The following is a 26622-nucleotide window of genomic DNA, read 5'->3' as shown; positions in this document are numbered from 1 at the left end:
ATCCCGAACCTCGCCCCAGAAAATATACATAGCTCGTATTCTAAAATTTCGTTATAAACGGCATTTTGTCATTATTAAATTTACAAATTTCACGCCGTCTGATCGGACGGGCGAAATTTCGTCTAGATTCCAAGTTCGGCTCTTACGAGCGATTCGTTTTGCGGCGTCAAAAAGCCCGCGATATCCTGCCACATGGGATGAAAGCCGTATCCGCCGTCTATCATCTCGCTGCGTGCGGCCTCCAGGCTCCAGCCCTGATAGATCACGCGGTACATCGCCACCACAAGCCCCGTGCGATCGGCTCCGTGATAGCAGTGCACGAGCACGGCGCCCTCCTTTTGGCGCTCGCGAATGGTGCGCAAGACGTCCGCGATCTGCGCGGGTTTTATCTCCCAGCTTTGAAGCGGCTTGTTCGCGAGCCAAAATTGATCCCCAAACGCCCTTCTGTCGCCGCCTCTGCTAAAATGGCGCAGATTTACGATGCTTTTGATGCCAAGCTCGTGCAGCTTCGCGGCGTCGCTTCCGTCAAGTTGAGCGCTGCGAAACAGCAGCTCGTCTACGCGATAGAAATTTTTAGCTTCGTCGATGAGGGTTGCTTTTTGCGATGAGTTTGGGTTTGTGTTGCGCGCTGCGGTATCTGCGCTTTTAAAATGCGCGTTTTGAAATTTAGCGTCTTTTACGTCCGCGAGATTTAGTTCCGTGCCGCTCGTTTTTCTAAAATTTATGGAATTCGCATCTATCGCAAGCTCCGCGTGTATGCCGGTTGCAAAGAAAAATGCGATCGCTAGCGTAAGGGTTTTAAATTTCAAATTTCATCCTTTAAATTTGGCTAAATTTTATAATTTTTGTAAAATTTGACGCTTGGCTGTCAAAATGCAAAATGGCAAGCGCGCCTGAATTTAACGTAAAATTTGAGCGTCAAGCCTGCCCAAATCGCCGTCAAATTTCGCCGCAAGCCTGCAAATCGCGCCGTAAAATCAAAATTTCGTTTTAAATTTCCCCGTTCCCACCCTCGGTATCGCTAGATCAGTACGCGGTAGTTACATTGCGTAGTTACATTGCCCCTGTAAATTTACTGAAAATAAATCGTAAAAGGGGTGCGCCCGTTTCCGCGAGCGCTGCCATAAACCTGCTTCGCAGGTGAGTTTCGTACTCGCCTCTTGCGATACTTACCCGAAATTTTATTTTTCGCGAAATTCTTTCAAATTTCACCGAAAAATTCGACGCTTTAGTCGATCAGATCGGTCTGCCAATTCGCACTTTGCAGCGTCGTATCAAGCTGTCTGATCTGCCTAGCTAGCTCATCTACTTGCTTTTGCAGCGCCGCGACGTCGACCGTGCTTAGAATTTTAATCTCGCTACGCGAATAAACGTCCACTTTTTGCGCAGAAGCTTGCGCGAATGTTCGCAGCGCGCCCGCTTTTAGCGTGAGTACGTCGCGTTTGGCGATGAGCTCGGTTAGGCTCTTGCCGTCCGCTTTTGCGGTGCAGTTGGTTAAATTTATCCGAACGATTAGCCGCTCAAGCTCGCCAGTAAGCGCATCCAGCTCGGCTAGTAGCGCCTTTGGCTCTTCGCTAGGATTCTCGCCCTCTTGCACCTTTGCATTGTACGCGAGCCTTGATTTTAGCTGCTCGATGCGTTTTTGTATGTCGGCGCGCAGTATCAGCGTCTCGGCTAGTTTCATTTTCGTCCTTTTTAAAATTTATTTGCCGCCGCCAAGCTGTCGATCTTGTCCGTAGTGCGGTGAATACGGGCCGTAGAGCAAGCATTTGTTGCAGTTCTGAGCTAGCAGCATCGCATCTGCGCTCGCAGAGAGCTTGTATCCCGCATCGGTGATCGTATCACTAACCTGCTTAATAACCGCGGAGATCAGCATACCCACGAGATTGTTACCGCCTCCGCCCGAGTCGTCGCTGACCTGCGCCGAGCCCTCCCAGAGCATCGCGCCGCTTCGCAAATCCACAAGCTTGGCATTGACCGCCACCACGTTCGTGCTTTTGATAAGCATATACGAAGTGCCGTATTTGACGACGTTCAGATACAGCACGGCGTCTGCGCCGAAAATCTGTCTTAGCTTGTGCGCGGAGACATTTTGGATGTCGCTAGCCTCGTAAATTCCGTTATTTTTGAAGGTCTCATGCACGAGCGCTGGATCAAATACATAATACCCCGCTTCACTTAGCGGATAGATCGCGTTGGCAAGCACGGCAGCACCTGCATCCACTTCAGTTGTTTCGTTGCTCGGCATCAGCACCAAAATCGATCGCGGCTTAGCCTGTTGAAGCGCCGAGTAGTCGTAAATTTCAGGCTCGCTTAGAGCGCACGCATTAAAAAACAGCGCCACGAATACGCTAAAAATCGCTATTTGAGCTTTATTTTTCATTTTTTAGCCTTTTTATTCGTTTTACCGCCCTGCTTTGCGGCAGCTTTGCCTTGCTTTGCAGAGGCTGCTTTGGCGGCTTCGCGTCCGCTTGATCCTTGGGCTTTATCGGCGCCGGGCTTGGCCGCAGCCTCAGCTTTTTTAAGCGCGGCGGGGTTTGTAACGAAGGTCAAAAACGGCTTTGATTCGGGGAAAGCCTGAGCTTCTTTTTCAAAGTTCTCTCTCGCCCTCGCGCCGTTGCCCGCGCTTAGATACAAAAGCCCCAGATGCGAATAAAGCCCCGGCGGGACTTTTAGTCCCTTTTCGTATGCCTTTTGGATAGATTTTTCAAGCGCTTCGATCTGCTCGCCTACGTTGCCTTCCTGCTTCAGATACTGATAGGTCGAGTCCGTGTAGCTGCCGTCCCAGTAATAAATTTGATTCCGCGTCCCGCCGCCGCAGCCGCAAAAGATCACGGCCGCAGCAGCAAGAGCAAGAGCGCTGCTCGCTTTCAAATTTAATCCTTATCTCACTTTAAACGCGCCGTTTTCAAGGCCGTTTACGAGATTATTGACCGCTTCGATGATCGCCAGGCTTAACACCTTGCCGTTTAGCGTCGAATCATAACCCGCAGTGCCGCCGAAACCTAGCACTTCGCGGTTTGATAGCTCATACTCGCCCGCGCCCTGAGTCGAAAAGACCACCTCGGACGTTCTGACGTCAACGATGTTTAAATTTACTTTAGAATACGCGGTTTGGGTTTTTCCTTTGCCTAAAATTCCAAACAATTGATGATCTCCGGTCGTCTTGCGGCCAAACTCAGTCACGTCGCCGGTGATAACGTATCTGGCGCCCTTTAAGTTTTGCGCGCTTTTGGAGATTGCGCTTTCCTCTTTGATGGCGCGCATATTCGTGCGATCAAGCACCGAGAAACGTCCTGTTTGCTGCAAGCTCGAGATCAAAATCGTCTGCGCTTGGTTGCCCAGTCTGTCCTCGCCGTCGGAGAATACGCCGTTATTGTAAGAGGACTGGTTGTTAAAGCGTCCTACCGACACGGCGATCCGCTCGCCCGAGTAGTTGGTGTTTAAGCTCGATACCGTAGGGGTTTGCACTACGCGAGAGCTTTCTTTCGCGCATCCGCTAAATAACGCCAGCACCGAAGCCGCAATAACGGCAGCCGATATGGTTTTTTTGAAATTCATTCTTTACTCCTTGAAAAAATTTACGTATAATATCTCATTGTTTCTTAAAATTTTATGTATAAATTTAAGCGCATAAATTTAGCAAAACGGGAGCGATGATGCTTAATATTTTACTAGTCGAAGATGATGAGGTTTTGAGCTCGGCGATAAGAGAAAAGCTGCTTGATGAGGGCTTTAGCGTGAGCTGCGCCTTCGACGGCAAGCAGGCGGCAGAGGCGTTAGACGAGGCGCACTTCGATCTGATCATCTCGGACGTGATGATGCCTAAGATGGACGGCTTTGAGCTTAGCAGATACGTTAGGCGCGACGGCAAGAGCCAGCCGATACTGATTATAACGGCAAAAAGCGAGATCGAGGATATGCAGACGGGTTTTAAAAGCGGCGCGGACGATTATATGAGCAAGCCGATAAATTTAAAAGAGCTCGTGCTGCGCGTGCATGCGCTGCTAAGGCGAGCTAAGATCGCGAACGAAAAGCGACTTCTCATCGGCGGAAGCGAGCTTGATTATGATACGCTAAGCGTCCGCACCGAGGGCGAGCGTATAAGCCTAGCGCCGAAGGAATTTCGTCTTTTGTTTTTGCTGCTAAGCTACGCGGGCAGAATTTTTACGAGATTTGAGATAATGAGCGAAATTTGGGGCTACGAAACAGACAGCGACGAGCGCGTCGTCGATACGCACATCAAAAAGCTACGGGCGAAATTTGAAAACTCCAAGGACTTTGAGATAATCACCGTGCGCGGGCTCGGCTACAAAGCGGTAAAAAAGGAACGAGCATGAAAAAATACCTCATCAGCCTAAAAAGCTTCATCGCGTTTTACTCTTCGCTCGCATTCGGCGTGATAAATTTCATCGTCTGCTTCGCGGTTTGCATGCTTTTTTATATAGGCATCGGCGGCAAGATCGGCGGCTTTTGGGACGGAGTGGCGCTGTGTGCGATCATCTGCCTAATCACGATGGCGTTAAATTTTACCCTGCTTTACTTCGGACTTAAAATTTTATTTCGCCCGATTAAGCGGCTACTAGGCGCGATCACTGCGATCGCAAACGGCGATTTTGAGGCGCGCGCCGAGCGCAAGCTGCACGGACATCGCACAGATTACGTCTATATGCACGAGCTGGACGAGCTTGTAGTAAACGTCAATAAAATGGCGCAGAAGCTGCAAAAGCACGAGCAGCTGCAAAAGGAGTTCGTCTCAAACGTCTCGCACGAGATGAAAACGCCGATCTCCTCAATCGCCGCGTTAAGCGAGATGATAGAGGGCGGCGTGAGCGAGGAGCGCGCGGTGCGATACGCAGCCTCCATCGGCGCGGAAGCAAACCGCTTAAGCAAGCTCTGCACCGACATGCTAAAGCTAACGAGACTTGATAGCGGCGCGGCGGTGCGCCTAGATGAGACGGTACGTATCGACGAGCAGATTAGGCAATGCATCATATCGCTGAGCCAAAGCTACGGAGAGCGCGAGTTTGAGCTAAATTTGTCGCCGCTTAGCGTGCGATCAAACGCGGGGCTGCTAAATCAAATTTGGCGAAATTTGATCGAAAATGCGCTTAAATACTCGCAGCCGAGCGGTAAAATTTTCGTCCGTTGCTGCGCTTGCGATAGCTTTGCGCAGGTGAGCATCAAAGACGAAGGCATCGGCATCTCGTGCGAGAAGCTGGATAAAATTTTTGACCGATTTTATCAGTGCGAGGAATCGCACAAGGAGCTCGGCAGCGGGCTTGGGCTTAGCATCGTACGCACGGCGCTTGATCTTTTAGGCGGACAGATCAAATACGAAAGCGAGCCGGGCGTCGGAACCGAGGCGCGCGTTAAAATTCCGCTTTAAATTTCAGATCAAGACGGTGCGGATGAGCTGCGTCTTGCAATTCATAGCTCGCTGTAAAATTTCGCTCCACAGGCGCAAGTCGCGCCGATGCAAGCTTTGACGATACGAGCCCTGACGGCGCAATCCTAGCCGATGCAGTCCTTTGATGATACAAGCTTTGACGGCGCAAAAAAGCGCGGGCGTGTCGCGCGCCGCATTCACAAAAAATTCTGCTTTAATTTTATATCGATTTGCCGCGGACGCCTCGCGCGCCGCGACGAGGTCGGAAATCTGCTTTAAATTTACCGCACGCTGCGACTTTGCTGCCCTCTACTATTTTACCGCGCATTACGGCGAGCGGCAAGCTCGCTTAAATTTTCCGCGCCTTAACACAGACGGCCGAATTTTGCCTGAAATCTGCCGCCGCTCGCTTGCGCTTTGCAACGAACGGAGAAATTTTGTCCTAAATTTCAAAAGACACATTAAGAACACAATCATCTTATATAATCCCGCTCATAGATCGATCGGGCACGCCCATAGCAGCCCGAACCGAGCAAATAATGAAATTAAAAACAAAGGAGAAGCGATGAGTAAGGCCGTACTTCACTCAGTGTTAGCGATAGAGGCCATTTTATGGGGGCTTTTGTCGGCTGTGATTATAGGTGCGTAAATTTTACGCTTTGAGCTCGGCGATCTGCCGAAAATTTATAAAATTTGTGCCCTGCCTCGCATCCGCTGCAAAATAGGGCACACCCTCGCTAACGATAAATCAAAATTTATTTATCCGCCGCCTGTTGCGCAAACCTCACTACGTGCAAGCCGATACCGCACGCAAACCTCGCTGTGCGCAAACCCGCCGCGGATAAACCAGCTGCGCAACTAAAATCGAATAAAAATTTTAAATACTACGAATGGACAAATGAGCCTATTCCGCCCCATTTCATCCGCGCTTTTTCGTAATATGTGCTCGCCCGCAAAACAGCTTGCGATAGGAAATGGTTTGAACGGCTAAATTCCAAAATACGCGACCCGCTCCCAAGCACGCAAATTCGCCGCTTTCGCCGCTAAGCGATTTTTAAAAGCTCTCAAGCTAAAATTTATCCCGAATTTAAGATCAAATTTAAACTCGACCCAGACGGGCGAAAATTTCACGAAAGATGCCGCAAGCGGCAAAATCTCAAAGGAGCCTAGCGTGAAAAGATTGATAAATTTCCTCGGGCGCATTTGCACGGACCTGCTCGCAGGCAGGGCGCTACTACACCCGATCCTGCTTACGGTCGCATTTTTAGCGGCGAAATTCGGTGCGATATATGTCGTAGATGAAAAAATTTTAGGAAGCGGCTATGATTTGGGGATATTTGGAGAATTCGCTTATTACATATTTTTCGATTTTGTCGCGGGTGCCTATTTTATAGCTCTTTGCGCGCATATAATCTATGCTTCGCCTAAAGTCAAATCGCTTAAAATTTTACGCAAAATTTTACTCGCGATAATCTTGGCGTCTTGCGCGCTGGGATATTATGCTTCGGACGTAAACTACCAAAAGCTAGGCGTCCTTGAAGCCTTTTTGATTGCCTCGCTAATTTGCATTTGCATCTATTTAGTCGCAACCGAAACATCAAACGACCGCTCAAACGCGGTATTTTGGGGTTTTGCCTATGTTCTTAACTACATAGGTGCCTTATTTGTAATATTTCATGCGCAAGCCGCCGAAGTCGTAGCCGTCATTTTAATAATCCTCTGTCCGCTTGCGTGGACGTTTTATTTCAAATACGAATTTCAAAAATCGCTCGCGCAAACGGACGGAGTTTAAATTTTAAAATTTAAAGCACTCTTTAGGCCGAATTTAGGCGTGGCAGGCAAAACGAATATCCCTAGTTTAGGGCGATAAATTTTTTGATCGTCACGCAAAGTATCGTGACGATAAGTGCGATCATCCAGCGCTTTTGAGCTTTTTTGCCGATCCTGTGCGAGGTTTTGACGCCCGCGTAAACGCCGGCTAGCGAGCCGACGCCGAGCAACGCGCCGATTTCGTAGTATACGAGTCCGTGCGCGGAGAGGCTAATAAAGCCCGCACTTGAGGAAAATATCACGAAAAATAGCCCCGTGCTGACGGCCTTTTTGATGTCGTAGTTTAAAAAACTGATCAAAATAGGCATCACGAATACCGCGCCGCCGATACCCACGCTGATCGCCACGGCGCCGACGAACAGCCCCACGATAAAGAGCAAAATTTTAGATTCGTTGGCCTCGCCCGCGGGCTCGGTCGGGGTTTTGAAGAGTTTGATTAAATTTATGATCTGCACCAAAATAAGCGTGCCCAGAAGGAATTTTGACGAAAAATAGCTTACGATAAAGCCGCTGCTAAGCGCGCCGCAAAAGCCCCCGAGCCCCAGCACCAGCGCGGGCGCGACGTCTAGCATTTTACTTTTAAAATTTACGAACGAACCGAAGATCGAGCTAAAAATCATCTGCATGATGCTAATGCCGATGGCGTACTTGACATCGTAGCCGAAGAGCATCATCACGGGCACTACGACCGTGCCGCCGCCGATGCCGAAAAATCCGCTGATAAAGCCTACCGCAACGCCGATTAAAATGTATTCAAAAAACATCCATATTCCTTATTTCAGCCCCTTTGATCTCTCTGAATTCCGCTTTTTGCGGCTTGTTTTAAATTTTACCGTTTTGCAAGCCTTGAAATTTAAGCGCGAAATTTAGCAAATTTAAGCCTTATAGCCGTTTTGCTTTGCGCATCCATTCGTGGTATTGCTCGCGCGAAATTTTTACTTTTTCATATCGCAAGGTGTCCGCGCGGAAGCATTTTAGGCTCAGTTCATTACCCTCAAAGCCCGCAAAATCAGCCTGCTCGTAGATGTCGTAACCGCCCTGTATGCAGTCTAAAACGTCTACATATCTCTGCTCTTCGCTCATCGGCTCGGCAAAGCTCACCAAATGCACGCCGTTTGGAGCCGCCCAATAGCAGCCGCTCACGGCCAGCGCGTCCCAATCCCGCAGATAGCGCGCACCGCTAAAGATAAAGCTCTCCTTGCCGAGCGTCCAGGCGTCCGGCATGAAGCGCATGATCCGCCCGCGATCCAATTCAAGCACGCTGTAGCCGTATAGATCCTGGCGAAAGACGAGGTAAAATTTGCCGTTTGCGTGGCGGATCAGGCTGAAAAATCCGCCCGATCGTCTATACAGCGCCAAGTTTTTATCGCGTAGCTTTTGAGATGGGCTACGCAGCTGCCATTTCCGTCGTCTATGCAGCGCCAGCTTATTATCTGCGGCGCGCCAAACAGCGTGTATTCGCCGCCGCCAAAGCTTGCCGCGCCGAGCTTATATGCGTCCTTTACGATCTCATATCCGCTACCTAAATTTATCGTTTGGCGCCGGGTAAAATTTTGCCCCTCAAAAAGAGCTTCCGACTGCTTGATGCGCGCTTGATACTGCGCGGAATTTACGGCGTTTGCCATCGTGCGCTCCTTAAAAATTTTATGCGGGCGGGTTAAATTTTGCGCTGCCGCCAACAGCTCGCGCTTCTTAAAATTTCATGCGAACCGAATAAATTTAGCCTCGCTAGTCGGCAAAATTTGACCGCTAGGCGGCAGAGCTCAAGCATTAGGCGGAAACCTACAACTATTAAGTGCAATCCGTGAGCGCTATGCACCCGCGCCTAAATTTTAAATCTCACCTTGCCAATTTTTTAAAATTTACCCGCAGTTTCGGCGCTCTGCGAATACTTGTGATACCGCGCCGTCTTTAATGCTCGCGCACGAGAGCCTGAAATTTTATGAGTGTTTAAAATTTCGAGGTATTTAAATTCCACGATATTTAAAATTCCGCGGCGTTTTAAAATCCCACTAAAATCCGAAATTTCGCGAGTATTTGAAATTTCGCAACCTTTAAATTCCACTAGCGTCTTAAATTTTATCCAAGTGCGGACAGCCAAACCGCCCGAGCGGACAGACCGCTCAAATTTGCTCGCCCGCGCCGTGCCGCTAGCCATTACCCAAAATTTACTCCCCAGAATTTTGCTCCTATCAAGAGTGTAATAATCTCACACCAGCTATTACTCAAATTTACTCTCGTCCGCAGCGCGGCTAGCGTATAAATTTAAAATTTTACTCGCCCAAGACTGCGAATATTACTCGGATTTGTCCTCACTCTTGGCGCCTGAAATTTTATCCAGCACCTTTTTGCCGACCTCGCTTTGATTTAGCGCTTCAAGCATCGCGGCTAGCTGCGTGCCGCCCTTGGCGCTTAAAATTTCGCCGAATTTGCTCATCCCCTCGCCCACGCTGCCTTCGTTCGCGATGATCTTAAGATCCGCCGCGCTTAGCGCCTTGGCCTGCTCTAGGCCGATGTCGCGGTTCGCTTCGATCTGTTTGATCGAAATGAGATAAGTCTGATAGCCCTGATTTTCGCCGATCTCGCGCGCCAGCTCGATCTGTGCGTTTACGGGCGCGAGCTCCTTCAGTCTAAGCGCCTCGGCCTCTGCGGAGCCTATCTTTAGCGTACCCTGCGCCTCCTTATCTTTCATCTCCAAAAGCGCCGCGGCGGCGAGAAACTGCTTCTCTTTATCGCCTTGCGCTACTAAAATTTGATTTTCCTTGATCGCTTCGGCGTCGCGGATTTTGGCGTTTTTACGCGCCTCGGCGTCGATCTCGATCTTGCGCTGCTCCTGCTCGGCCTTTACGATCTCCACTTGCTTTTTGATCTCGGCCTGCTTGACGTCGTTCACCCGCACGACCTCCATCGCCTTTTCCTGCGTGATCTTTTGCTGATCCTTGATGAGCTGCTCGGCCTGCTCCTTTGAGATCGCGACCTCTCGCTCGTTTTCGACGGTTTTAAGACCTACCATCTTATTAGCTTCCTGCTGGCGCACTTCGGTCGCTTGCGCGGCTTCGATCTCGGCGATCTGAGCGAGCTTGGTGTTGTTTGCAACCTCGACGCGGCTTTCCTTTTCGATCTGGGATTTTTTCTTCTCCATGATGTTTAAGATGACCTTGCTGCCGCTGCTATCTCGGATATCCATCAGCTCGATGTTTTTAACGGGCTCGATACCCCAGTTTTGCAGCTGCGTCTTTACCGCCTTGGTAAAATCATCTCCGAGCTCGGAGCGGATCTGCAAGATGTCCTCAAGCACGCGGCTCGAAAGGATCGAGCGGATCGAGCCTTGAATGATATTTCTAAGCTGATTGTTAAGATCCTCAAAATTATTGACGCGTTGCGCAGCTAAATTTGAATCCATAATCCTAAAAAACGCCGTGATATCGACGACGAAAGGAAGCCTGCCTAGATCATACGCCTCGTAATCCTCGATCTTGATGCTAAAAACAGAGACGGGCAAAACGATCTTCGTAACGCCCAGCACCGGCACCCAGCTTGGGAATTCATAGTAGCTGTTGCCGTTTCCGGTATCTTTGCCGTAGCTCGTCGTCTTGCGCGCGCTTTGGACGATATGAACTTCATTCGTCTCCACTATGCGCCTGAAAAACAGCGGCACGATGATGAAAAGCACCACTAAAATCCCAGCGGCGGCACCTATCAAATATAAAATTTCATCCATTTTCTCTCCTTTAAAAATGCTAAATTTAAAATGGATTATATAAAAATTTACTTTGAAAAATAATAAATGATCGCAACGGCGGCGGTTAAAATTTACGCAATTTTAATGAGATTTTATGTAATATTGCAATCTATATTTTAACGTCCGAAAGAAAGGTCTAAGATGAAAAAAATTCTACTTACACTGTTGGCAAGCGCGCTATTTGCGATATCTGCCGATTATAGAACCATACGAGATATGGACGGAGTCGAAGTCAAAATCCCCGCAAAAGTTGAGCGTATCGCGGCACTCTGGCACTCGAACAATCAAATTTTACTGGCTCTGGGCGGAGCGGATAAGATCGTCGCTACCACCGATAATATCAGCAAAAACGCATGGTTTCTTAAAATTTATCCGCGCCTGGCGCAGATCCCAGTACTGCTAAAAAATAACGATGTAAATTTGGAGGAGCTAATGAGCCGTAACCCCGACGTAGTCATCGTCCCAACCGCACTGGCAGGCGAAAATTTAGCTAAGCAGGGCTTTACTGTTTTAAAGGCGAGCTTTAGCGATTACGAGCAGATGAGGCGTAGCATCAGGATGTGCGGCGATATGCTAGGCGGCGACGCACCGCAAAGAGCGAAGGATCTGATCGCAAATCTCGATAAAAATATCGCTTTGGTTAGCGGCCGCACCGCAAATTTAAGCCCCGACAAGCGTCCGCGCGTCCTTCACATCGTAGGCGGAAGCGATCTTTTAAAGATCGACGGCAAGGGCACACTGATCGACTCATGGATAGAGCTAGCCGGCGGAACGAATGCGATCACCGCTACAAAAGGCCCGATGAAAACTATCACCGCCGAGGAGATCATCGCGAGCAACCCGCAGATCATAATCGTGGGCGGCGATCACAACGAAGATGCGGTAGAGAAGATCAAGGCTAGCCCGGTTTACAGCGGCACGGATGCGGTCAAAAACGGGCGCGTTTACGGCAATCCGCGCGGGGTTTTTAACTGGGATCGATACGGCGCGGATACGGTGCTTCAAATTTTATGGGCGGCGAAAACCATCCAGCCGGAGCTCTTTGCCGACATCGACATAAAGGCCGAAACGAAGGCGTTTTATAAAAAATTTATGAATTACGAGCTAAGCGACGAGGAATTTGGATATATTTTAAAAGGACTTAGCCCGGAGGGTAAATAAGACGCGGCACCGAAGCAACGGCGTCAGCGCTGCACCTAGCAGGCAAAACCCGTGCCGAATGCTCATCGTGTAGTAGGCGGCGGCACATCGGCACAGAATGTTTCATTGTGCGGCGGTGCATCGGCGCCGAGCGGAGTGCGATTTTGTCGGCTCTTGAGGGCGGATCGTCCCGCCAAATAAGCGGTCTTGATGCCGAACGCCAAATCAAAGGGTGCATCGATATCAAATAAACGGCGCCTGTGTAAAGCGTAGAGTTTATCGTTGCCCGTTATGGACGCCGATGCCTGGATAAGCGGCGTTTCATATCACCTAATTAAGCAAACGCCACCGTACCGCGAGCACTGTCAAAGTGCGAATGCCAATTGTGCATAAACGAACCTCGTCCGATGCCCGAATGAGCGGTATCGCCGTCACATTACCTCAGCAAGCGACATCTGCGGCGGGCGGCGTACCGAACAAACAGCGCGCCCGAATATGTAGTCAAAGACGGAGTAAAATTTAAACCTACGGCGAGCAAAAAAGGGCAAAACAAAACTGCGCGATAAAATTTAAAGCGAAAGAGGCGGTCATGGAAATTTCATTTTTTACGACGCTTGAGCCCGCTCTAGCGGGCGCTTGGATACCCTCATTTGCAATGGTGTTGATACAGTTCGCGTATATGTTTATCTACAAAGAGGTCGGCAAACGCGCCACCGATACCTCATGATACACGCTCGCAGACAAGAGAAATGCGATCATAAGCTCGCTGCTGCAAGTAGCGCTGCTTAGTTTGTCGGTGTTCGTGCCGCTTAAGACGGGCAGCGCGTGTTTTGGATCGGAGCGATGATCTACGTAGAGGCTTTTGCGGGCTTCATCAAGGCGTTTTACGACTATGCGGCAGCCCCTGCGGACAAGACCGCACAGGACGGCATCTACCGCCTATCGCGCAATCCGATGTATTTCTTTTATTTCCTCGGCATGGCGGGCGTTTGCGTCGCCTCGGCGTCGCTGTGGCTACTCATAGCGATAGTGCCCTTTGCCATATACAACCATCTTGTGGTCCTGGGTGAAGAGCGCTACTGCGAGCGAGCCTACGGACAGGAGTATCTAAAGTATAAACGCAAAACGCCGCGATATTTTTTGTTTTTCTAAGGGGAGGGTAAAACCTAGGGCATGCCGCAGCCCTAGACGTTTTATAAAATTTTGGCACCAAGGAGAGAGTGTGTTCGTAAGGAAAAATTTGGCGCTCGTCACCGCTTTGTTTCTAGCGTTTTGTCTAAACGCCGCCGCGGGCGAGCCGAGGACGGTTAAAGATATGCGCAGAAACGTCGTCGAGCTACCGGAGAAAGTAAATAAAGTCGCCTCGCTTTGGAACGCAAACAACCAAATCATCCTCGTAGGCGGCGCGGAGTTTGGATACATACTGCACGGCCTAGGCCCGGACGGCAAATGACGCACGCTCCCGCTTGCGGCGAAAAATAGCTTCGGCTGAAGTCTGGGCGCATTTAGAGCCGTCTGCACATTTAGCGAAAAAGCGCTTCTTAAAATTTTAAGAGCCGAGCGAATGAAATTTTACCGGCTCGCTACGGCTCCTTTAAAATTTCAAACGAAATTTTAAAGCAAAATTTTGCCGACGGCGCAAGGGCGCGTATATTGGCGATGAAGACACGAAATGTAAAATTTAGCGATGCGCCGAGCAGGCACGACGAAACGGCAAACGCGAGTTCGCCTCCCTCGTCGCCTACGTGCCGCAGACGCACGCGCCGTCGTATGACTATAGCGTCTTTGACGTCGCTCTGATGGGCGCGCTGTGCAGGACGCCGCTGTTTTGTAGCTTTGCGCGGCGGATAAAAAGCTAGCTGAGCAGGCGCTTGAAAAGATGAGCATCGCGCATCTAAAAAACGCGCCCTACACGAGGGTTAGCGGCGGCGAGCGCGCTTATACCCGCGAGCTTCTATCCATAGCGGCAGCAGTTCGCGCCTGCATACACAAACAAGACATCGTTTTTCGGTAGCGGCGATGGCTAGCACTCATCTCAGTAGCGCGCGGTCCGCTCTTTTTTACATGCATCCGGTTCTCGTCGCTTGCTTTTTTCTGAGGCCATCGCCCGTAACCTGCTCTTTATTTTTTACGAGACAGCGTTTAATTCGCACCGAAATCCGCAGAGCCAAACTTATCGTCCAAAGCGCCGTCCTCCTCGCCTGAAAGCACGCTCATCGCGCTGATACGCGATATCAGCAGGCGATCCTCGGCAATGTCGGCGCGATCCGAGCCGATAGTAAGCGACGTAATCGCCGTGCGCCCGATGACTGCACGTCCGCCATCCATCGTGCGAAGCCCCCAGATATCGTGCAGCACCGCAGGCTTGCCGTCCACCTGCCCTACGTAGAGCATCACGTGGCCGGGCATATACAGCAAGGTTTTATACGCTATGCCGTTTTTGCCGATGAAGCTAAGCTTTTCATCCGCGCTCATCCCCGCCAGCGAAAAACGCTCGCCGCGAGCCGATTGCGCCTTAGAATTTCGCGGCAACCACAGCCCGAAATTCGCCAAAAAATCTTTCGTCATAAGCGAGCAATCGCGAAGAAATTTATACCCGCCCCAGCCGTATTTCTGCCCGAGCAGGCTAGCGGCTACGATCTTTGAGTTCTGCTCATCAAGCAGCGCAGGCCAAAGCCTCGCATCATCCGCGCTAATGAAATATCTCTTGCTGCCAAACTGGGTTAAAATTTCGCCGCCGAATACGCTCCGCACGCCGAGCGTGCCGCCAAGATCGCGCTCGCCGCTAAAATCATACGGCAGGATCGTGCCGGTACGTGCCCTAAAAAGCTCCGCACCGCTTTCGTCATAAATGGCGGCGCCGTCGCGCAGGATCGTTATAAATTTAGAATTTGCGTAGATATCCGCCTGCTGCGGACTGATGCGCTTTATCGCGTCGCTTCTGATCCAGCTCCACACGCCGTCGTTGCGTACGAACGCCCACGCGCCGTCTCTGCTGTAATGCGACAGCAGCATCGGATAGCCCACGCCCACGGCGGAATTTGCGGCGTAATCAAACGGTTCGCCCTCCCCCGGCTCGCTCGGATCGCCGAAAATCGGCAAGTCGCTTGGAATATTTCGCAGCAGCGCGTTTTTTACCGTTATAGCGGGCTCAGATATTAGTCCGAACGCCTCTTCGTTCGCATTTATGCGGATACTTTGATAGATCGCGTCGTTATATATCCTGCCTGCGGCGTCAAAGTGGCGTCCCTTGGCGTAATTAAGTCCCCAAAACGTGTCGATTTCGGCTTTAATCGGCGCATCATCAAACCAAATTTTAAAATAGCGGCTCTTAAACGCGCTTCCGCTTATGTTTTGCACCGAAGCGGGAGCCGGCAGCCGCTCGCTGTTTTGAGCGTATTCAAGATCCAAAACAGCGGGATTTTCCGGGATGAACTTATGGGTAGCGCAACCTGCAAGAACCAAAGCTGCGAAGATAAGAGATACTAGTCGTTTCAAACAAAATGCCTTTTAAAAAATTTTGGCTATAATTTTGCCAAAAAATAGGAAAAAACTTGATAAATTTCATCATCCAAAAACTAAAAGATCGCAATATTTTTATCACGGGCGGCGCAGGCGTGGGCAAAAGCTACGTAATAAAAGAGCTCATCGAAGATTACCGCGCTCGCGGCAAGCTCGTCATCGTACTCGGCAGCACTGGCATCAGCGCCGTAGAGATCGGCGGCGTGACCGTGCATAGCTTCTTCCGCTTCGGCATTTGCAAAAACCACGAGGAACTAAAGGGTTTCGATCGCAAACAAAGCGGCAAACTAAGCGAGCTGCGAAAAATTTTAGCCCTCGCAGATCTCATCGTGATCGATGAAATTTCGATGATCGGCGCCGAGCTTTTCGAGATGATCTATCTTAGAATTTCAAATTCTAAATTTAACGGACGGCTGCTCGTTACGGGCGATTTTTATCAGCTTCCGCCGGTGCGCAAAGAGGGCGAGAGAGCGCCGCGCGCGAGCCTATTTAGCGACTCGGATTACGCCTTTGGCTCGTATGCGTGGAGGCAGTGCGAGTTTTTTTACGTCGAGATGATAGGCTCCAAGCGCACCGCAGATGCGGCGCTATACCGCCTGCTTTGCGAGCTGCGGCTCGGCACCCCAAGCGAGCAGACGGCGGAGCTGATGCGATCTTTGATCATCGATGCCGCGCGAGCTGAGCCGAACGCTACAATAATCTCGGGCCGAAACGCCGAAGTAGATGCGATAAATAGCGCCAGATTAGCCAAGCTTAGCGCACCGCAGAGCAGCTTTGGAGGCGTTTATGAAGCGCTACAAAGCGGAGTGAGCGAGCAGAAAATTCAAAAATGGATCGCCTCGCTAAATACGCCGCAAAGTCTGACGCTAAAAGAGGGCGCAAAGGTGCTGTTTACCGCAAATAAAAGCGGCGAGTTTTTTAACGGCGAGCAGGGCGTCGTCGAAAAGATCGAAAAAAGCGCCGGCGACGAGATCGAAAGCGTGGTCGTAAAAAAGCCCTCTGGCATACTAAGCCGCGTGGGGCTGCAAACATACGAACTAAGCGAGATCGCCGCAAGCGGCGCGGATGCCGAGCAGATCGTGATGGCGCGGTATTATCAGTTCCCGCTAAAGCTCGCATACGCCATCACGATCCACAAATCCCAAGGCATGAGCATTCCGCAGCTCATCTGCGACATCGACAGGATCTTCGCCAAAGGGCAGCTCTACGTGGCGCTTTCGCGCGCGACGAGCCTTGCGGGGCTCAGGGTGATATATACGCGCACAGAGCCCTTGTTGCGGTATTTGCAGCGCAACGCAAGCGTAGACGAGGCTGTGGTGAAATTTTATCAAGAGAATGAATTTTATAAAATTTTGGATCAAAAAATTTAAGGAAACGTATGCAACTAGACAGGGCGATAGCGCTAAGTAGAGCCAAACAAAAAAAGTGTATTTGCAAGGTAGTGATGATCTATGCCAAGATAGCATTTTTGTATCTGTTTCCGTTTATCATAATGTTTGCGATCGATGCGGTATTTAAAACAGACGATGATACGGATTACAAGATGATCGAAGTCTATCTTATCTACGCGGTGCTTTTGATTATTTATGTTGCTTGCATTTACGACGGCATTGCGGACGCCGCTTATGAACATAAACTATTTTACAAAAAAGTTTTGGTGCGCACGGCGATCTCGCAGGCGTATCCGCAGCTTACTTATTCGCCAGGCCGCGGCATAAGCGCGAAGGAATTTAGGCGAGCGGGGATCTTTGCAAACTCCGATTTTATCAGCGAAGATGAGATAAAAGGCGAATGGGATGGGGTAAAATTTAGCCTTAGCGAGGCGATTAGAATCAAAAAGAACTACGATCTGGGCATAGACAATACTTATGCGAAGCTGGCTTCGCTTGCGATGAGCTTATATGATGCGTATATGGATTTTAGCGGTAGCGTGCTGATATGCGAGTTTAGTAAGAAATTTTACTCCCGAACCATTTTGGCAAGCCGCGAGCTGAATACAAAAATTTTAGGCGAGAAGGAGCTAATGGACAACGTCGTTTTTAATAGCGAATTTCGCGTGTTTGCTGACGACAAGGTCGAAGCTCGCTATCTATTGACGCCTACGTTGATGGAGCGACTAAATGAGCTGAAGCGATACTATTATAAATTTAGCATCAGTGCGGCATTTATGGATAATAAATTTTACCTATTTCTAAACGGCGCGCCGAACCGCTTCGAAACAGAGCTATTTAGAATACCTCCAACTACCGGAACGACATATGCTCACCAATACGAACTGGCTGAAATTTTAGAATTAGTAAGCGAGCTGGGCCGCATAACCGGCGAGCTAGAAAGCAAAATTTAATCAGCCCGCATAGTTTAAATTTAACGGGCTAAATTTGACCGCCCTATTACAGTCCCGCTTCGGCTCTTAGCCGTGCCGCGTACATCTCGCGCAGGCGCGGTACGTATTTGCCGACCGCACCGCCGCCGATCGCCCTGCCGTCAGCCTTTATGATCGGCAGCACCATCAGCGTCGCCGCACTGATAAATGCCTCATCGGCTTCATAAACCTCGCTCATTCCAAACGCTCGCTGCTGCACGCTAAGCCCCGCCTGCTCGGCAAGGCCTAAGATCACCTTGCGGCGGATGCCAGGCAGTATGTCGTTTGAAAGCGGCCGCGTGATAAGGACGTCATCTTTGATTATAAACGCACTGGAGCTCGAACACTCGGTAACTAGCCCATCCTCGATCAAAAAACACTCATAAGCACCCGCCTTGTGGGCCTCGTGCTTTAAAATGCACTGAGCTAAAAGCGAGATCGATTTTATATCGCGCCTATGCCAGCGGATCTCGGGCAGGCTTACGATCTCGATCCCCTCTTTTGCGAGCGGATTATCAAAAATTTGCGTATGATAGACGAAAGCAAAGACGCTGGGCTCTATGCCGCGGACGTAATCAAAATCGCGCATCGCGGCCCCTCTTGTGATCTGAGTATAGAAAGCGCCCTCGCTCACGCCGTTACGCGCGATGAGCTCATATAAAATTTCCTCATATTTTTCGCGAGAATACGGGATCTTTAGCTCGATCTGCGTGGCGCTGCGCTCAAAGCGCTCCCAAAAATCCGCTCTGTCGCAAATTTTAGAATTTACCACGGGCGCTACTTCATAGATGCCGTCTCCAAGCACGAAACCGCGATCGAAAGGGCTTATCGCCGCATCCCTCGCCGCGCAAAACTTGCCGTTAATATAAACTATCTCATCGCCGCTCATTCCGCTGATTTCAAACATAATCGCTCCTTGAAATTTCGCATCATTTTATCTTATAACAATTTAATTTAAGATATAATGCCGCAAAAATCGAAGGAACTCCGATGGATAAATCAAATTTTAAAGATAGGCTTTTAGAAATTATGTTTCATGTATCGCACAAGCCGGTGCTCTTCCGCGATCTACTCGAAGCCAACGCCGAGTTTAACGACGGAATGCTCGTCGATCCTTCGAAGCTAAATTTTAAATTTAACTACGGCAAATCCTACGTTATCTTCGCTTGCTTCGCATTCGTCTGTGTTATGTTTTTGATAACGCTGACGCACGCGATGTTTGAAAAGATCGACTTTCACTTCTCCATTTTATTTACGATCATAGCGACGTCGGCGGTTTTTATCGGATTTGATTGCTTTAAAGCGTGGGCTAGAAAAAAGCTAACCCACGAGCTCATCAAACGCGCTTGGGCGAACCATTTCCTCTACTTTCCTTACGAAAAATACAGCCGCATAGTCGAAAATATCTACAACGAAGCGCTCAAAAATGACGTGCCTAGACGCGAGCTAGAACAATACGTGCTAAGCAAAATCGTAGAAGTTGGCGAAAAATAGTTTTAAAATACCACAAAATTTTATAACATAAAACAGCATTTCAACCCAAGCAAATTTTAAAATTTTATTGCGAAATATGCGGCGCGTGGACAAGACGTAAAAATTCCGGCTCGAAAAGCAAGCGGTACGATGGATGAATTCCAAATTAAAATTCTATGTCGGTACTGCAAAAACTGCGCCATAGATTACGATATATAAATTTTAATCAAAGCTTATACTTTCCTGAGCGACATTTCGCTACGGCTAAATTTCACTTCATAAAATTTTATCTATCGCTTCTTAAATTATAAATCTCGTCCACTTACTGCCGATTTAGCAATCCGCATTATGTAATTGAAGTTATGTTTAACTATTTTAGGGTAAAATCACACAATATCTAAGGGATAATATTAAATTTAAGAAAAGGATAGTTTATGAAGCTACTTTTTTGCATTATTTTTGCACTTTGCAGCGGTGTTTTTGCGGGCAGTTTGGAGCAGATCAGATCTGCCGGAGTCGTTAAAATAGGTGTTCGTGATGGTAGGCCGCCTTTCAGTGATGAAAAAAGTGGTAATTTCGAAGGCTTTGAAATCAACCTTGCAGACGCTATAGCTAAGAGCATATTCGGTGATAAGCGCGGTAGAGTCGAGTTCGTCCCTCTAAACGCCAGCGATAGAATCTCTGCATTACAAAATGACAAGGTAGATCTTGCAGTCGCGACCATCACTATAACGCAAGATAGAAAAAGGCAAATCGACTTTTCTTATCCATATTTTTCGATGAGCTTGGGAGTTTTGACACGTAAAAGCGACGGCATCAAAAGCATAGACGATCTTTCAAACAAAAAAGTCTTAGTAGAGGGAAACGGTACTACGGCAGAAAATTTTTTGTATAAAAATAAAATCCACAATTTAATCCATTGCTCCATTACTACCGAATGCTACGATATGCTTAAACAAGGCAAAGCCGATGCTTACGTTAACGATAATCTCATTGTACTAGCTTATTCCATTATCGACGACAATTTAGAAGTAGCAATCCAAAATCTAGGTAATCCGGAATTCTTAGGCATCGGGGTGCGCAAAGGCAATACCGAATTGCTTGATCTGATAAATAAAGAGCTGGTTGCGCTTAGTAAACAAGGCTTTTTCGAACGTTCTTACGATGAAACTTTCAAGCCATTTTATCAAGGCGCTGCAGATAAAAAATACTTCTTACTAGATGGGCTCTATGCCATATTTTAGGACGAAATTTAGCAGTGTTTTATCTAACGGCTTCGACTAAAACGTTATTTATGATAAGCGGATAATATGCGAAATCCAATTTTAAGGACATAAAATGAAACTACTTTTTATAGCGGCTCTATTTTGTGCGGCGCTTTTTGCCGATAGCCTAGATCAAATCAGACAAAACGGCATCATTCGCATCGGAGTGCGCGACGATCATCCGCCGCTTTGCGAGTCAAATGGTGGCAAATTCGAAGGATTTGAAATCGATCTTGCAAACGCAATCGCTAAAGAAATTTTCGGCAAAAAAGAGGGCAAAATCGAGTTCATCCCACTAAGCGTAAATGATAGAATTCCATTTTTAGAGGCAAATAAGCTTGATTTGGTGATCGGTCTATTTAGCATCACCAACGAACGAAAAAGAAAGATCGATTTCTCCCTCCCCTACCTCTCCGTAAATTTAGGCATATTAACGCGCAAAGCCGATGCTTTTACCGATATCGCGCAGCTTCATGATAAAAAGATCGTATTCGAAGGCGATGCGACAGTAGCCGAAAAATTTTTCAAAACCAAGGGATTTAAAAATTTAGGCCATTGTGCTTCGGCTAAGGAATGCTACGAAATGATTCGAAATGGCGATGCGGACGGCTATATAAACGACAATCTCATCGTGCTTGCATATTCCGTCATCGATGATACTTTGGAAGTGCCGTTTAAAAACCTAGGTCCTAGCGATTTTATCGGCATCGGCGTGCAGAAGGACAACAAAGAACTACTTGATTTCGTCAATGCAGAGCTCATCAAGCTAAGCAAAGAGGGCTTTTTCAAAAAGGCCTACGAGCAGAGCTTTGATCCATTCTATCGCGGTACAGCGGATAAGAAATATTTTCTGCTAGATGGAATTTACAATATGCTCTAAGAGCTTGCTTTAAATTTTGAGTCCGGCTTTTAGAATTTTAGTAAATAAAACTTTCTGCTTCGTTTAAAGCGGAAAAGAGATTAAATTTAAGGATTTGCCATGAAATTGCTTCTTGCAATGTTACTACCATTTATCGTTGCTTTCGCCGATAGTCTGGAACAGATCAGATCAAAAGGCGTCGTTCGCATCGGCGTTTACGACGGACAGCCTCCTTTTAGCGAGCTAAACGATGGAACTTTCGAGGGCTTTGAAGTTACGATGGCACAGGCCATAGCAAATGATCTTTTCGGCGAAAAAGGCGGCAGAATCGAACTTGTGCCGATGAAGGTCGAGGATAGAATTCCAGCATTAGTAAACAACCGCGTAGATATCGTCATCGCTACAATTACCATTACGCCTGAACGCGCGCAGCAGATCGATTTTTCAACACCGTATTTTTCGGTAAATCTTGGGGTTTTAACCCGCAAGGCCGATAGAATAAAATCCTTAGCCGATCTACGGGAGAAAAGAATTTTACTCGAAAGCGGCGGTACGGGCGAGGCATTTTTTAAACAAGAGGGTTTTGGAAATTTTACATTTTGTAAGATCGCCAGAGAATGCTACCGCATGCTAAAAGACGGCGACGTGGACGCCTACGCGACCGATAATCTAATCGCGATGGCATATCCGGTAGTCGATAGCGAGGTAGAAGTGCCGCTTAAAACTCTAGGCAAGCCCGATTTCATGGGTATTGGCGTGCAGAAGGGCAATAAAGAACTACTGGATTTCGTCAATGCAGAGCTTATAAAACTAAGCAAAGAAGGCTTTTTTGAAAAGGCATACGAAGGAACTTTTAATCCATTTTATCACGGCGCTGCGGATAAAAGATATTTCTTGCTAGATGGAATTTACAGCTTCTTGTAGGATTTGCGGCTTATTTTAAAATTTATCACGTAAATTTTATCTCCTGCTTGCTATGCTTTAGCTCTTGCAGCATGGATCACATAAAATTTTATCGCGCAATATTATATTGCTTGTTTAAATTTTTTAAAAAAGCTTTTTCACGGGCGAAACGGCGTTTATATAAAATTCCGCTCGTTTAAAAATTTACCCTGCATAAATTCCATGGCAGCTTGAAATTGCCAGAATTAACTTAGCTCAGATTTTTATTATTTCAAATTTTACTAAAAATCCTCTTGCTGGGATTTTTTTACTACTTGCAATCCACTCGAAATACCCCCCCCTAAAAAAGGATTAAATTTCACAGCCAGGAATTTATTCTGTGCAAAGAGTAAATTTTTATTACTTAAAATTACAAACGTAGCCCCCTCTGTCAAAAACCGATCAGCGCTTCTTTAAAATTTCATATTGCAAACTGATCTATTTTTATGTATAATCGCAAACTTTACGAATTTCAAAGGATCAATATATGAAAAAATCCATCTGCTCCTCTATGCTTAGCCTCGCAGCGGTGCTCGCACTAGCACCCACACAAGCGCTTTGCAATGCAGATTCTAATCCGCCGCTTATCCACACCCACAATAATCTATATTCGGCGGGATTTAGCGGCAATACTAGCGGCAGCGGAAGCACCAGCCCGAACGGCAATATTACGACGATTACGGGCGTTGCAAGCGGCGGGACGGATTACTCCGGCAGCGTGATTTACGGCGGAGGAAGCGGCGACGGGATCGCTGGCTTTACCGAGTTGAACTCTGCTTCCAACAATAGACTTACGATTAGAGACGCAAACGCTTACGTGGGTATCGCAATAGGCGCCGAGGCTAAGGGTGTATCGGATAATTATGTTAGTTTGGAAAACGGCTCTAAGGTCAATTTGGTCGTGGGCGGGCAAGGCATAGCGGCATCTAAAACAGGCAATGAAGGTGAAGCAACGCGAAATCAGGTTTTTGTAAAATACGGCGCCGAAATTACGGGAAATGCCGATAACTTCGGCGGCAGCTCAAATAGACATTATAATATCATCGGCGGCAGAAGCGGAGCGGACAAAAAAGCCTCCTCTAACGCCGTAACAATCGACGGAGGCACTATCGGTAACGGCTCCGTTACAAATGTAATCGTAGGCGGCATAGTAAGCGGCGGCGGTGATGCCCTATCAAATAGAATAACTATCAAAGGCGGCACGTTTAGAGGGGGCTTCGATATATTCGGCGCTCAATCTTCCACGGGGCAAAGTAACTCTAATAGCGTCAATATAACGGCGCCTTATTACGGCGGTACAAGCACTATTACTTTAAGCGGTAGCGGTAGAATTTGGGGCGCAGCGGGCGGAAGCGGAAACTCTAGCGCAAACTCCGTATCCATAAGCGCAAAGCTAAAAGCGCAAAATTACCAAGTAGTAGGCGGTCAAGCAAATAGCGCTAGCGCAATGAGCGCAAATCGCGTAGAAATGAACAATGACGATGCGATAGTGGGCAGCGTCACGGGCTCTTTGGGCGGCGCCTCAAGCTCGCGAAGCGTAGTTGATCTTATAAAAGGTACAGTAAAAGGCGATGTCGCGGCAGCAAACGGCATCGCAGGCGAATCGGATGGCGATAGAGTTACTCTAGGAGCGTCAGACTCCAACAAAGGCGTGCACGTAGGCGGCAATGTCTATGGCGCACGCGCAGGAAGCGTCAAAAATGCGGTCGTTTATATCAATAAAGAAAGAACAACGATAGCAGGAGACGTCTATGCAGGCTATGCTACAAGCGGCAGCGTCGAAAATAGTAACGTAAATTTTAGAGGCGGCACGATAAGCGGTACAATCTACGGCAGCAATAAGAATTCAGATAAAACTAATACCTTACATATCCAAAATTGGGTCGGCGGCGGTGTGAAAAAAGCCAAGGATATTAAAAATTTCGGCTCTATAAATTTTTATGATTTATACTCTGATACTGAAGCCGATGCGCCGCTTATCTTAACTACTAGCGGCAATACGAATTTAAACGGCACAAAGATAGAGGGTATAAAATCAGATCTAGGCGAAGGAAAGTACTATCTGATCCACAACTCTGGCGGCGGCACGATCACCAGAGCCGCGCAGACCGTGCAAGATAATCAAATTTATACGATTACCGACAAAGATCACTATCAAATCACCGGCACCACGATCGAGGTCGAAAACAGTAAGAATTTAATCATGCAAAAGGGCACTCTAACTCGCTCTTGGATAGACCCCAACTTCGATCAAAGCGAGCTAATGCAAAATCAAAATTCCAACAAGGCTGCGGGCGCTACTGAGCTATTTGGCAATAAAGGAAACACCGTAATAGTAAAGGAGAATGCAGACAATCTAGGCGGCAAAAACATAAGCTCGGGCAGAGACGACGCTACCGATGGAAGCAAAAGCGTCCACGATAACTATGCCAAGATCAAGGGCGGAAGCAATATAGGCGAGATCAACGGAGGATATTCAAATTCCGCTACCCCGCAAGAAATTTATAATAACCATGTAACTTTTGAAGCAAGCGGAATAGACGTTAAATACGTAAACGCTGCCAACGCCCATAATAGCGGCGGAGGCGGAAACGTCCACGACAATAGCTTAACTACGAATGCTACGATAATCCACAATAGCATTTACGGCGGCAATACTAGCAACGGAGAAGCCAAATCCAATATCGTAACTATAAACAACGGCAGCGTAGGAGCAATGGCGGTAGGTGGCAAGGGAAACAGCGCGATTTCCAACACCATAACTCTTAACTCGGTAAACGTAGGCGGAAGCGTATACGGCGGAAAGGCTAGCGGCACCGCTTCCTCCAACACTGTAAATTTAAACGGCAACACGCAAGTTGCTGGCAACGTCTACGCAGCGGAAGCTACTAGCGGCAGCAGCAACGTAGTAAATTTCAGAAGCGGTAGCGTAGCAGGCACGATATACGGAGTATCTAGCGCAAACGCTAGCAATTCGGGCAACAGCTTAAATATCCTATCTTCAAACTCAGGCAATGGCCTAAATGCAGGGAATTTTGTAAATTTCAATAAATTGGAATTCAACTTAGCCTCCCTTGGCGAGATTGAAAACGATACTTCATCAAGTACCAAAAGAGCTTTAAATTTAACGGGTCCCGGCAATACCGATCTAAGCGGTACCGATATATTCGTAAACTCAGCAAGTGAATTTAACGCTTTAAACAATGCAAGCTATCCAGATGGCGATAATAAGAAATACACCCTTGCCTATAAAAGCGGAGGCGGTAAATTTACCGGATATGATCCGCGTTTTAAAGATAAGGGCTACGTAACTCAGCTAAATAAAAACTATGTCATAAAAGATGCCAATACCTTTAGCAGAAACATAGGCGGTATGCATATAAGCGAGGATGAGAAGGAGCTTTATATCCAAAAGCTTATTAAGACCAACGAGACCATAAATGGAGACTTTGATGCGGATGAACTGCAAAAGTATCTTGGTGCTGGCGGTCTTAACGGAAATAACATAGATATAGGCAAGGCCGGAGAAGATAAGAATTTTAACGCTAGAAATATCCACGCAGCAGGCGCAAACAATACGTTAAATTTTATCAGCGGTCATAATGTAGGCATAATAAGCGCAAGCGGTAGCGGTAACACCCTTAACATAGGAGCTAGCAATAGCTCTCCTGCGGTAGTAAATTCCTTAAGCGCTAAAAATATTAGCGGCTTTGACAGGTTAAATTTTTTCCTTCCTAGCTCCATTAGAGCAGGCGATAGCGTACTTACCCTAAGTGATCCTACGGCTAATACCGATCTAAGCAATGTCGGCAATATCACGGCTTATATAAGCGGAGTAAGCGGCCCGTTAAGTCCAAGCAGCGAGATTCATCTAATAGATAAGCAAGGAAGCGGCAGCCTTATAGCCCCTAACGCAGCTAATATGCACGCAACGCTAAATGTAGGAGTAAGCCTAAGCTATAACCCTAAAATTTATCAAAGCGGCAATTATCTAAATTTAGGATTCGATGCTTCCTCGGCTCCTAGCGCGCGCGTAAATTCTAATACCAAATCCTTCGCAGAAACCAGAGCAGCAAGCTTAGCTAGCTTAAAGAGCGG

The 26622-nt window shown here is 47.9% G+C and carries 27 protein-coding genes; 15 read left to right on the top strand and 12 right to left on the bottom strand.

What is annotated here, in order from left to right; all coding sequences use genetic code 11:
- Positions 1-122 precede the first annotated feature (122 nt).
- The 5 genes from Q0460_RS08250 to Q0460_RS08230 form a co-directional block, all read right to left on the bottom strand.
- The gene (locus tag Q0460_RS08250) at positions 123-809 is read right to left on the bottom strand and encodes a tyrosine-protein phosphatase (RefSeq protein ID WP_299086302.1); all 687 of its coding nucleotides are present in this window, start codon (positions 807-809) and stop codon (positions 123-125) included.
- Positions 810-1228: 419 nt separating this feature from the next.
- Positions 1229-1684 carry a DIP1984 family protein gene (locus Q0460_RS08245; RefSeq protein ID WP_299086301.1) on the bottom strand — a complete coding sequence of 152 codons (456 nt, stop codon included), beginning with the start codon at positions 1682-1684 and terminating at the stop codon, positions 1229-1231.
- Positions 1685-1702: 18 nt separating this feature from the next.
- On the bottom strand, positions 1703-2383 hold the full coding sequence (locus tag Q0460_RS08240) for a DUF799 domain-containing protein (protein ID WP_299086300.1): 681 nt from the start codon (positions 2381-2383) through the stop codon (positions 1703-1705).
- Positions 2380-2874: a DUF4810 domain-containing protein gene (locus Q0460_RS08235; RefSeq protein WP_299086299.1), complete on the bottom strand. Its 495-nt coding sequence runs from the start codon at positions 2872-2874 to the stop codon at positions 2380-2382. Before Q0460_RS08235 ends, Q0460_RS08240 begins: the two co-directional genes overlap by 4 nt.
- Positions 2875-2883: 9 nt before the next feature.
- Positions 2884-3561 carry a CsgG/HfaB family protein gene (locus tag Q0460_RS08230; RefSeq protein ID WP_299086298.1) on the bottom strand — a complete coding sequence of 226 codons (678 nt, stop codon included), beginning with the start codon at positions 3559-3561 and terminating at the stop codon, positions 2884-2886.
- A gap of 98 nt (positions 3562-3659) precedes the next feature.
- On the opposite strand from Q0460_RS08230, the gene Q0460_RS08225 reads away from it, so the two are divergent.
- The 3 genes from Q0460_RS08225 (at position 3660) to Q0460_RS08215 (ending at position 7181) form a co-directional block, all read left to right on the top strand.
- Positions 3660-4340, top strand: coding sequence for a response regulator transcription factor (locus Q0460_RS08225; protein WP_299086297.1), 681 nt, complete (start codon positions 3660-3662; stop codon positions 4338-4340).
- Positions 4337-5389: a HAMP domain-containing sensor histidine kinase gene (locus tag Q0460_RS08220; protein WP_299086296.1), complete on the top strand. Its 1053-nt coding sequence runs from the start codon at positions 4337-4339 to the stop codon at positions 5387-5389. The genes Q0460_RS08225 and Q0460_RS08220 overlap by 4 nt, the downstream gene beginning before the upstream one ends.
- Positions 5390-6560: 1171 nt before the next feature.
- The gene (locus Q0460_RS08215) at positions 6561-7181 is read left to right on the top strand and encodes a hypothetical protein (RefSeq protein WP_299086295.1); all 621 of its coding nucleotides are present in this window, start codon (positions 6561-6563) and stop codon (positions 7179-7181) included.
- Positions 7182-7242: 61 nt separating this feature from the next.
- Here Q0460_RS08215 and Q0460_RS08210 read toward each other — a convergent pair whose 3' ends face one another.
- The 5 genes from Q0460_RS08210 to Q0460_RS08190 all read right to left on the bottom strand — a co-directional run bounded on the left by Q0460_RS08210 (position 7243) and on the right by Q0460_RS08190 (position 10940).
- Complete coding sequence (locus Q0460_RS08210; protein WP_299086294.1) at positions 7243-7983, bottom strand: sulfite exporter TauE/SafE family protein; 741 nt, start codon at positions 7981-7983, stop codon at positions 7243-7245.
- 118 nt (positions 7984-8101) lie between these two features.
- Positions 8102-8578, bottom strand: coding sequence for a hypothetical protein (locus tag Q0460_RS08205; protein ID WP_299086293.1), 477 nt, complete (start codon positions 8576-8578; stop codon positions 8102-8104).
- A complete protein-coding gene (locus Q0460_RS08200) occupies positions 8539-8844 on the bottom strand; it encodes a hypothetical protein (protein ID WP_299086292.1) in 306 nt (101 codons plus the stop codon). The genes Q0460_RS08205 and Q0460_RS08200 overlap by 40 nt, the downstream gene beginning before the upstream one ends.
- A 230-nt stretch (positions 8845-9074) precedes the next feature.
- Positions 9075-9377, bottom strand: coding sequence for a hypothetical protein (locus Q0460_RS08195; RefSeq protein ID WP_299086291.1), 303 nt, complete (start codon positions 9375-9377; stop codon positions 9075-9077).
- A 138-nt stretch (positions 9378-9515) separates the two neighbouring features.
- A complete protein-coding gene (locus Q0460_RS08190) occupies positions 9516-10940 on the bottom strand; it encodes an SPFH domain-containing protein (RefSeq protein WP_299086290.1) in 1425 nt (474 codons plus the stop codon).
- 162 nt (positions 10941-11102) lie between these two features.
- On the opposite strand from Q0460_RS08190, the gene Q0460_RS08185 reads away from it, so the two are divergent.
- The 5 genes from Q0460_RS08185 (at position 11103) to Q0460_RS08165 (ending at position 14115) form a co-directional block, all read left to right on the top strand.
- Positions 11103-12122 carry an ABC transporter substrate-binding protein gene (locus tag Q0460_RS08185; protein ID WP_299086289.1) on the top strand — a complete coding sequence of 340 codons (1020 nt, stop codon included), beginning with the start codon at positions 11103-11105 and terminating at the stop codon, positions 12120-12122.
- A gap of 568 nt (positions 12123-12690) precedes the next feature.
- Positions 12691-12828: a hypothetical protein gene (locus Q0460_RS08180; RefSeq protein ID WP_299086288.1), complete on the top strand. Its 138-nt coding sequence runs from the start codon at positions 12691-12693 to the stop codon at positions 12826-12828.
- 98 nt (positions 12829-12926) lie between these two features.
- Positions 12927-13253, top strand: a complete 327-nt coding sequence (locus Q0460_RS08175) for an isoprenylcysteine carboxylmethyltransferase family protein (RefSeq protein ID WP_299086287.1) — start codon at positions 12927-12929, stop codon at positions 13251-13253.
- A gap of 70 nt (positions 13254-13323) precedes the next feature.
- Positions 13324-13554, top strand: coding sequence for a hypothetical protein (locus tag Q0460_RS08170; protein WP_299086286.1), 231 nt, complete (start codon positions 13324-13326; stop codon positions 13552-13554).
- A 426-nt stretch (positions 13555-13980) separates the two neighbouring features.
- On the top strand, positions 13981-14115 hold the full coding sequence (locus Q0460_RS08165; RefSeq protein WP_299086285.1) for a hypothetical protein: 135 nt from the start codon (positions 13981-13983) through the stop codon (positions 14113-14115).
- Between the two features lie 128 nt (positions 14116-14243).
- On the opposite strand, the gene Q0460_RS08160 is transcribed toward Q0460_RS08165, so the two are convergent.
- Entirely contained in the window at positions 14244-15599 is a 1356-nt protein-coding gene (locus Q0460_RS08160) for an SH3 domain-containing C40 family peptidase (RefSeq protein WP_299086284.1), read from the bottom strand.
- 56 nt (positions 15600-15655) lie between these two features.
- Between Q0460_RS08160 and Q0460_RS08155 the strand changes: the two genes are divergently transcribed.
- Together Q0460_RS08155 and Q0460_RS08150 are read left to right on the top strand one after the other, a co-directional pair.
- Positions 15656-16993, top strand: coding sequence for an AAA family ATPase (locus Q0460_RS08155; protein ID WP_299086283.1), 1338 nt, complete (start codon positions 15656-15658; stop codon positions 16991-16993).
- 8 nt (positions 16994-17001) lie between these two features.
- On the top strand, positions 17002-17967 hold the full coding sequence (locus Q0460_RS08150; RefSeq protein ID WP_299086282.1) for a DUF3137 domain-containing protein: 966 nt from the start codon (positions 17002-17004) through the stop codon (positions 17965-17967).
- A 46-nt stretch (positions 17968-18013) separates the two neighbouring features.
- On the opposite strand, the gene Q0460_RS08145 is transcribed toward Q0460_RS08150, so the two are convergent.
- Positions 18014-18892 carry an aminotransferase class IV gene (locus tag Q0460_RS08145; protein ID WP_299086281.1) on the bottom strand — a complete coding sequence of 293 codons (879 nt, stop codon included), beginning with the start codon at positions 18890-18892 and terminating at the stop codon, positions 18014-18016.
- Between the two features lie 83 nt (positions 18893-18975).
- Here Q0460_RS08145 and Q0460_RS08140 point away from each other — a divergent pair, with 83 nt between their 5' ends.
- The 5 genes from Q0460_RS08140 to Q0460_RS08120 all read left to right on the top strand — a co-directional run.
- Positions 18976-19479, top strand: a complete 504-nt coding sequence (locus tag Q0460_RS08140; protein ID WP_297904971.1) for a hypothetical protein — start codon at positions 18976-18978, stop codon at positions 19477-19479.
- 413 nt (positions 19480-19892) lie between these two features.
- Positions 19893-20702, top strand: a complete 810-nt coding sequence (locus Q0460_RS08135; protein ID WP_299086280.1) for a transporter substrate-binding domain-containing protein — start codon at positions 19893-19895, stop codon at positions 20700-20702.
- 94 nt (positions 20703-20796) lie between these two features.
- A complete protein-coding gene (locus Q0460_RS08130; RefSeq protein ID WP_299086279.1) occupies positions 20797-21603 on the top strand; it encodes a transporter substrate-binding domain-containing protein in 807 nt (268 codons plus the stop codon).
- Positions 21604-21702: 99 nt separating this feature from the next.
- A complete protein-coding gene (locus Q0460_RS08125) occupies positions 21703-22506 on the top strand; it encodes a transporter substrate-binding domain-containing protein (protein WP_005870746.1) in 804 nt (267 codons plus the stop codon).
- Positions 22507-23011: 505 nt separating this feature from the next.
- Positions 23012-26622 (top strand): beta strand repeat-containing protein (locus tag Q0460_RS08120; protein WP_367178674.1); only part of this gene is annotated, 3611 nt, incomplete at its 3' end.

It is taken from the genome of uncultured Campylobacter sp. (assembly GCF_937980635.1).
Classification (GTDB): domain Bacteria; phylum Campylobacterota; class Campylobacteria; order Campylobacterales; family Campylobacteraceae; genus Campylobacter_B.
Note: the sequence above shows the minus strand (reverse complement) of the source record. Positions and strands in the feature narration are given on the sequence as shown.

Excerpts from the sequence above, each read along its gene's own strand:
- Q0460_RS08245 (WP_299086301.1), bottom strand. The coding sequence starts at position 1,684 with ATGAAACTAGCCGAGACGCTGATACTGCGCGCCGACATACAAAAACGC.
- Q0460_RS08240 (WP_299086300.1), bottom strand. The coding sequence starts at position 2,383 with ATGAAAAATAAAGCTCAAATAGCGATTTTTAGCGTATTCGTGGCGCTG.
- Q0460_RS08230 (WP_299086298.1), bottom strand. The coding sequence starts at position 3,561 with ATGAATTTCAAAAAAACCATATCGGCTGCCGTTATTGCGGCTTCGGTG.
- Q0460_RS08225 (WP_299086297.1), top strand. The coding sequence starts at position 3,660 with ATGCTTAATATTTTACTAGTCGAAGATGATGAGGTTTTGAGCTCGGCG.
- Q0460_RS08220 (WP_299086296.1), top strand. The coding sequence starts at position 4,337 with ATGAAAAAATACCTCATCAGCCTAAAAAGCTTCATCGCGTTTTACTCT.
- Q0460_RS08210 (WP_299086294.1), bottom strand. The coding sequence starts at position 7,983 with ATGTTTTTTGAATACATTTTAATCGGCGTTGCGGTAGGCTTTATCAGC.
- Q0460_RS08200 (WP_299086292.1), bottom strand. The coding sequence starts at position 8,844 with ATGGCAAACGCCGTAAATTCCGCGCAGTATCAAGCGCGCATCAAGCAG.
- Q0460_RS08195 (WP_299086291.1), bottom strand. The coding sequence starts at position 9,377 with ATGGCTAGCGGCACGGCGCGGGCGAGCAAATTTGAGCGGTCTGTCCGC.
- Q0460_RS08190 (WP_299086290.1), bottom strand. The coding sequence starts at position 10,940 with ATGGATGAAATTTTATATTTGATAGGTGCCGCCGCTGGGATTTTAGTG.
- Q0460_RS08185 (WP_299086289.1), top strand. The coding sequence starts at position 11,103 with ATGAAAAAAATTCTACTTACACTGTTGGCAAGCGCGCTATTTGCGATA.
- Q0460_RS08180 (WP_299086288.1), top strand. The coding sequence starts at position 12,691 with ATGGAAATTTCATTTTTTACGACGCTTGAGCCCGCTCTAGCGGGCGCT.
- Q0460_RS08165 (WP_299086285.1), top strand. The coding sequence starts at position 13,981 with ATGAGCATCGCGCATCTAAAAAACGCGCCCTACACGAGGGTTAGCGGC.
- Q0460_RS08150 (WP_299086282.1), top strand. The coding sequence starts at position 17,002 with ATGCAACTAGACAGGGCGATAGCGCTAAGTAGAGCCAAACAAAAAAAG.
- Q0460_RS08145 (WP_299086281.1), bottom strand. The coding sequence starts at position 18,892 with ATGTTTGAAATCAGCGGAATGAGCGGCGATGAGATAGTTTATATTAAC.
- Q0460_RS08140 (WP_297904971.1), top strand. The coding sequence starts at position 18,976 with ATGGATAAATCAAATTTTAAAGATAGGCTTTTAGAAATTATGTTTCAT.
- Q0460_RS08135 (WP_299086280.1), top strand. The coding sequence starts at position 19,893 with ATGAAGCTACTTTTTTGCATTATTTTTGCACTTTGCAGCGGTGTTTTT.
- Q0460_RS08130 (WP_299086279.1), top strand. The coding sequence starts at position 20,797 with ATGAAACTACTTTTTATAGCGGCTCTATTTTGTGCGGCGCTTTTTGCC.
- Q0460_RS08125 (WP_005870746.1), top strand. The coding sequence starts at position 21,703 with ATGAAATTGCTTCTTGCAATGTTACTACCATTTATCGTTGCTTTCGCC.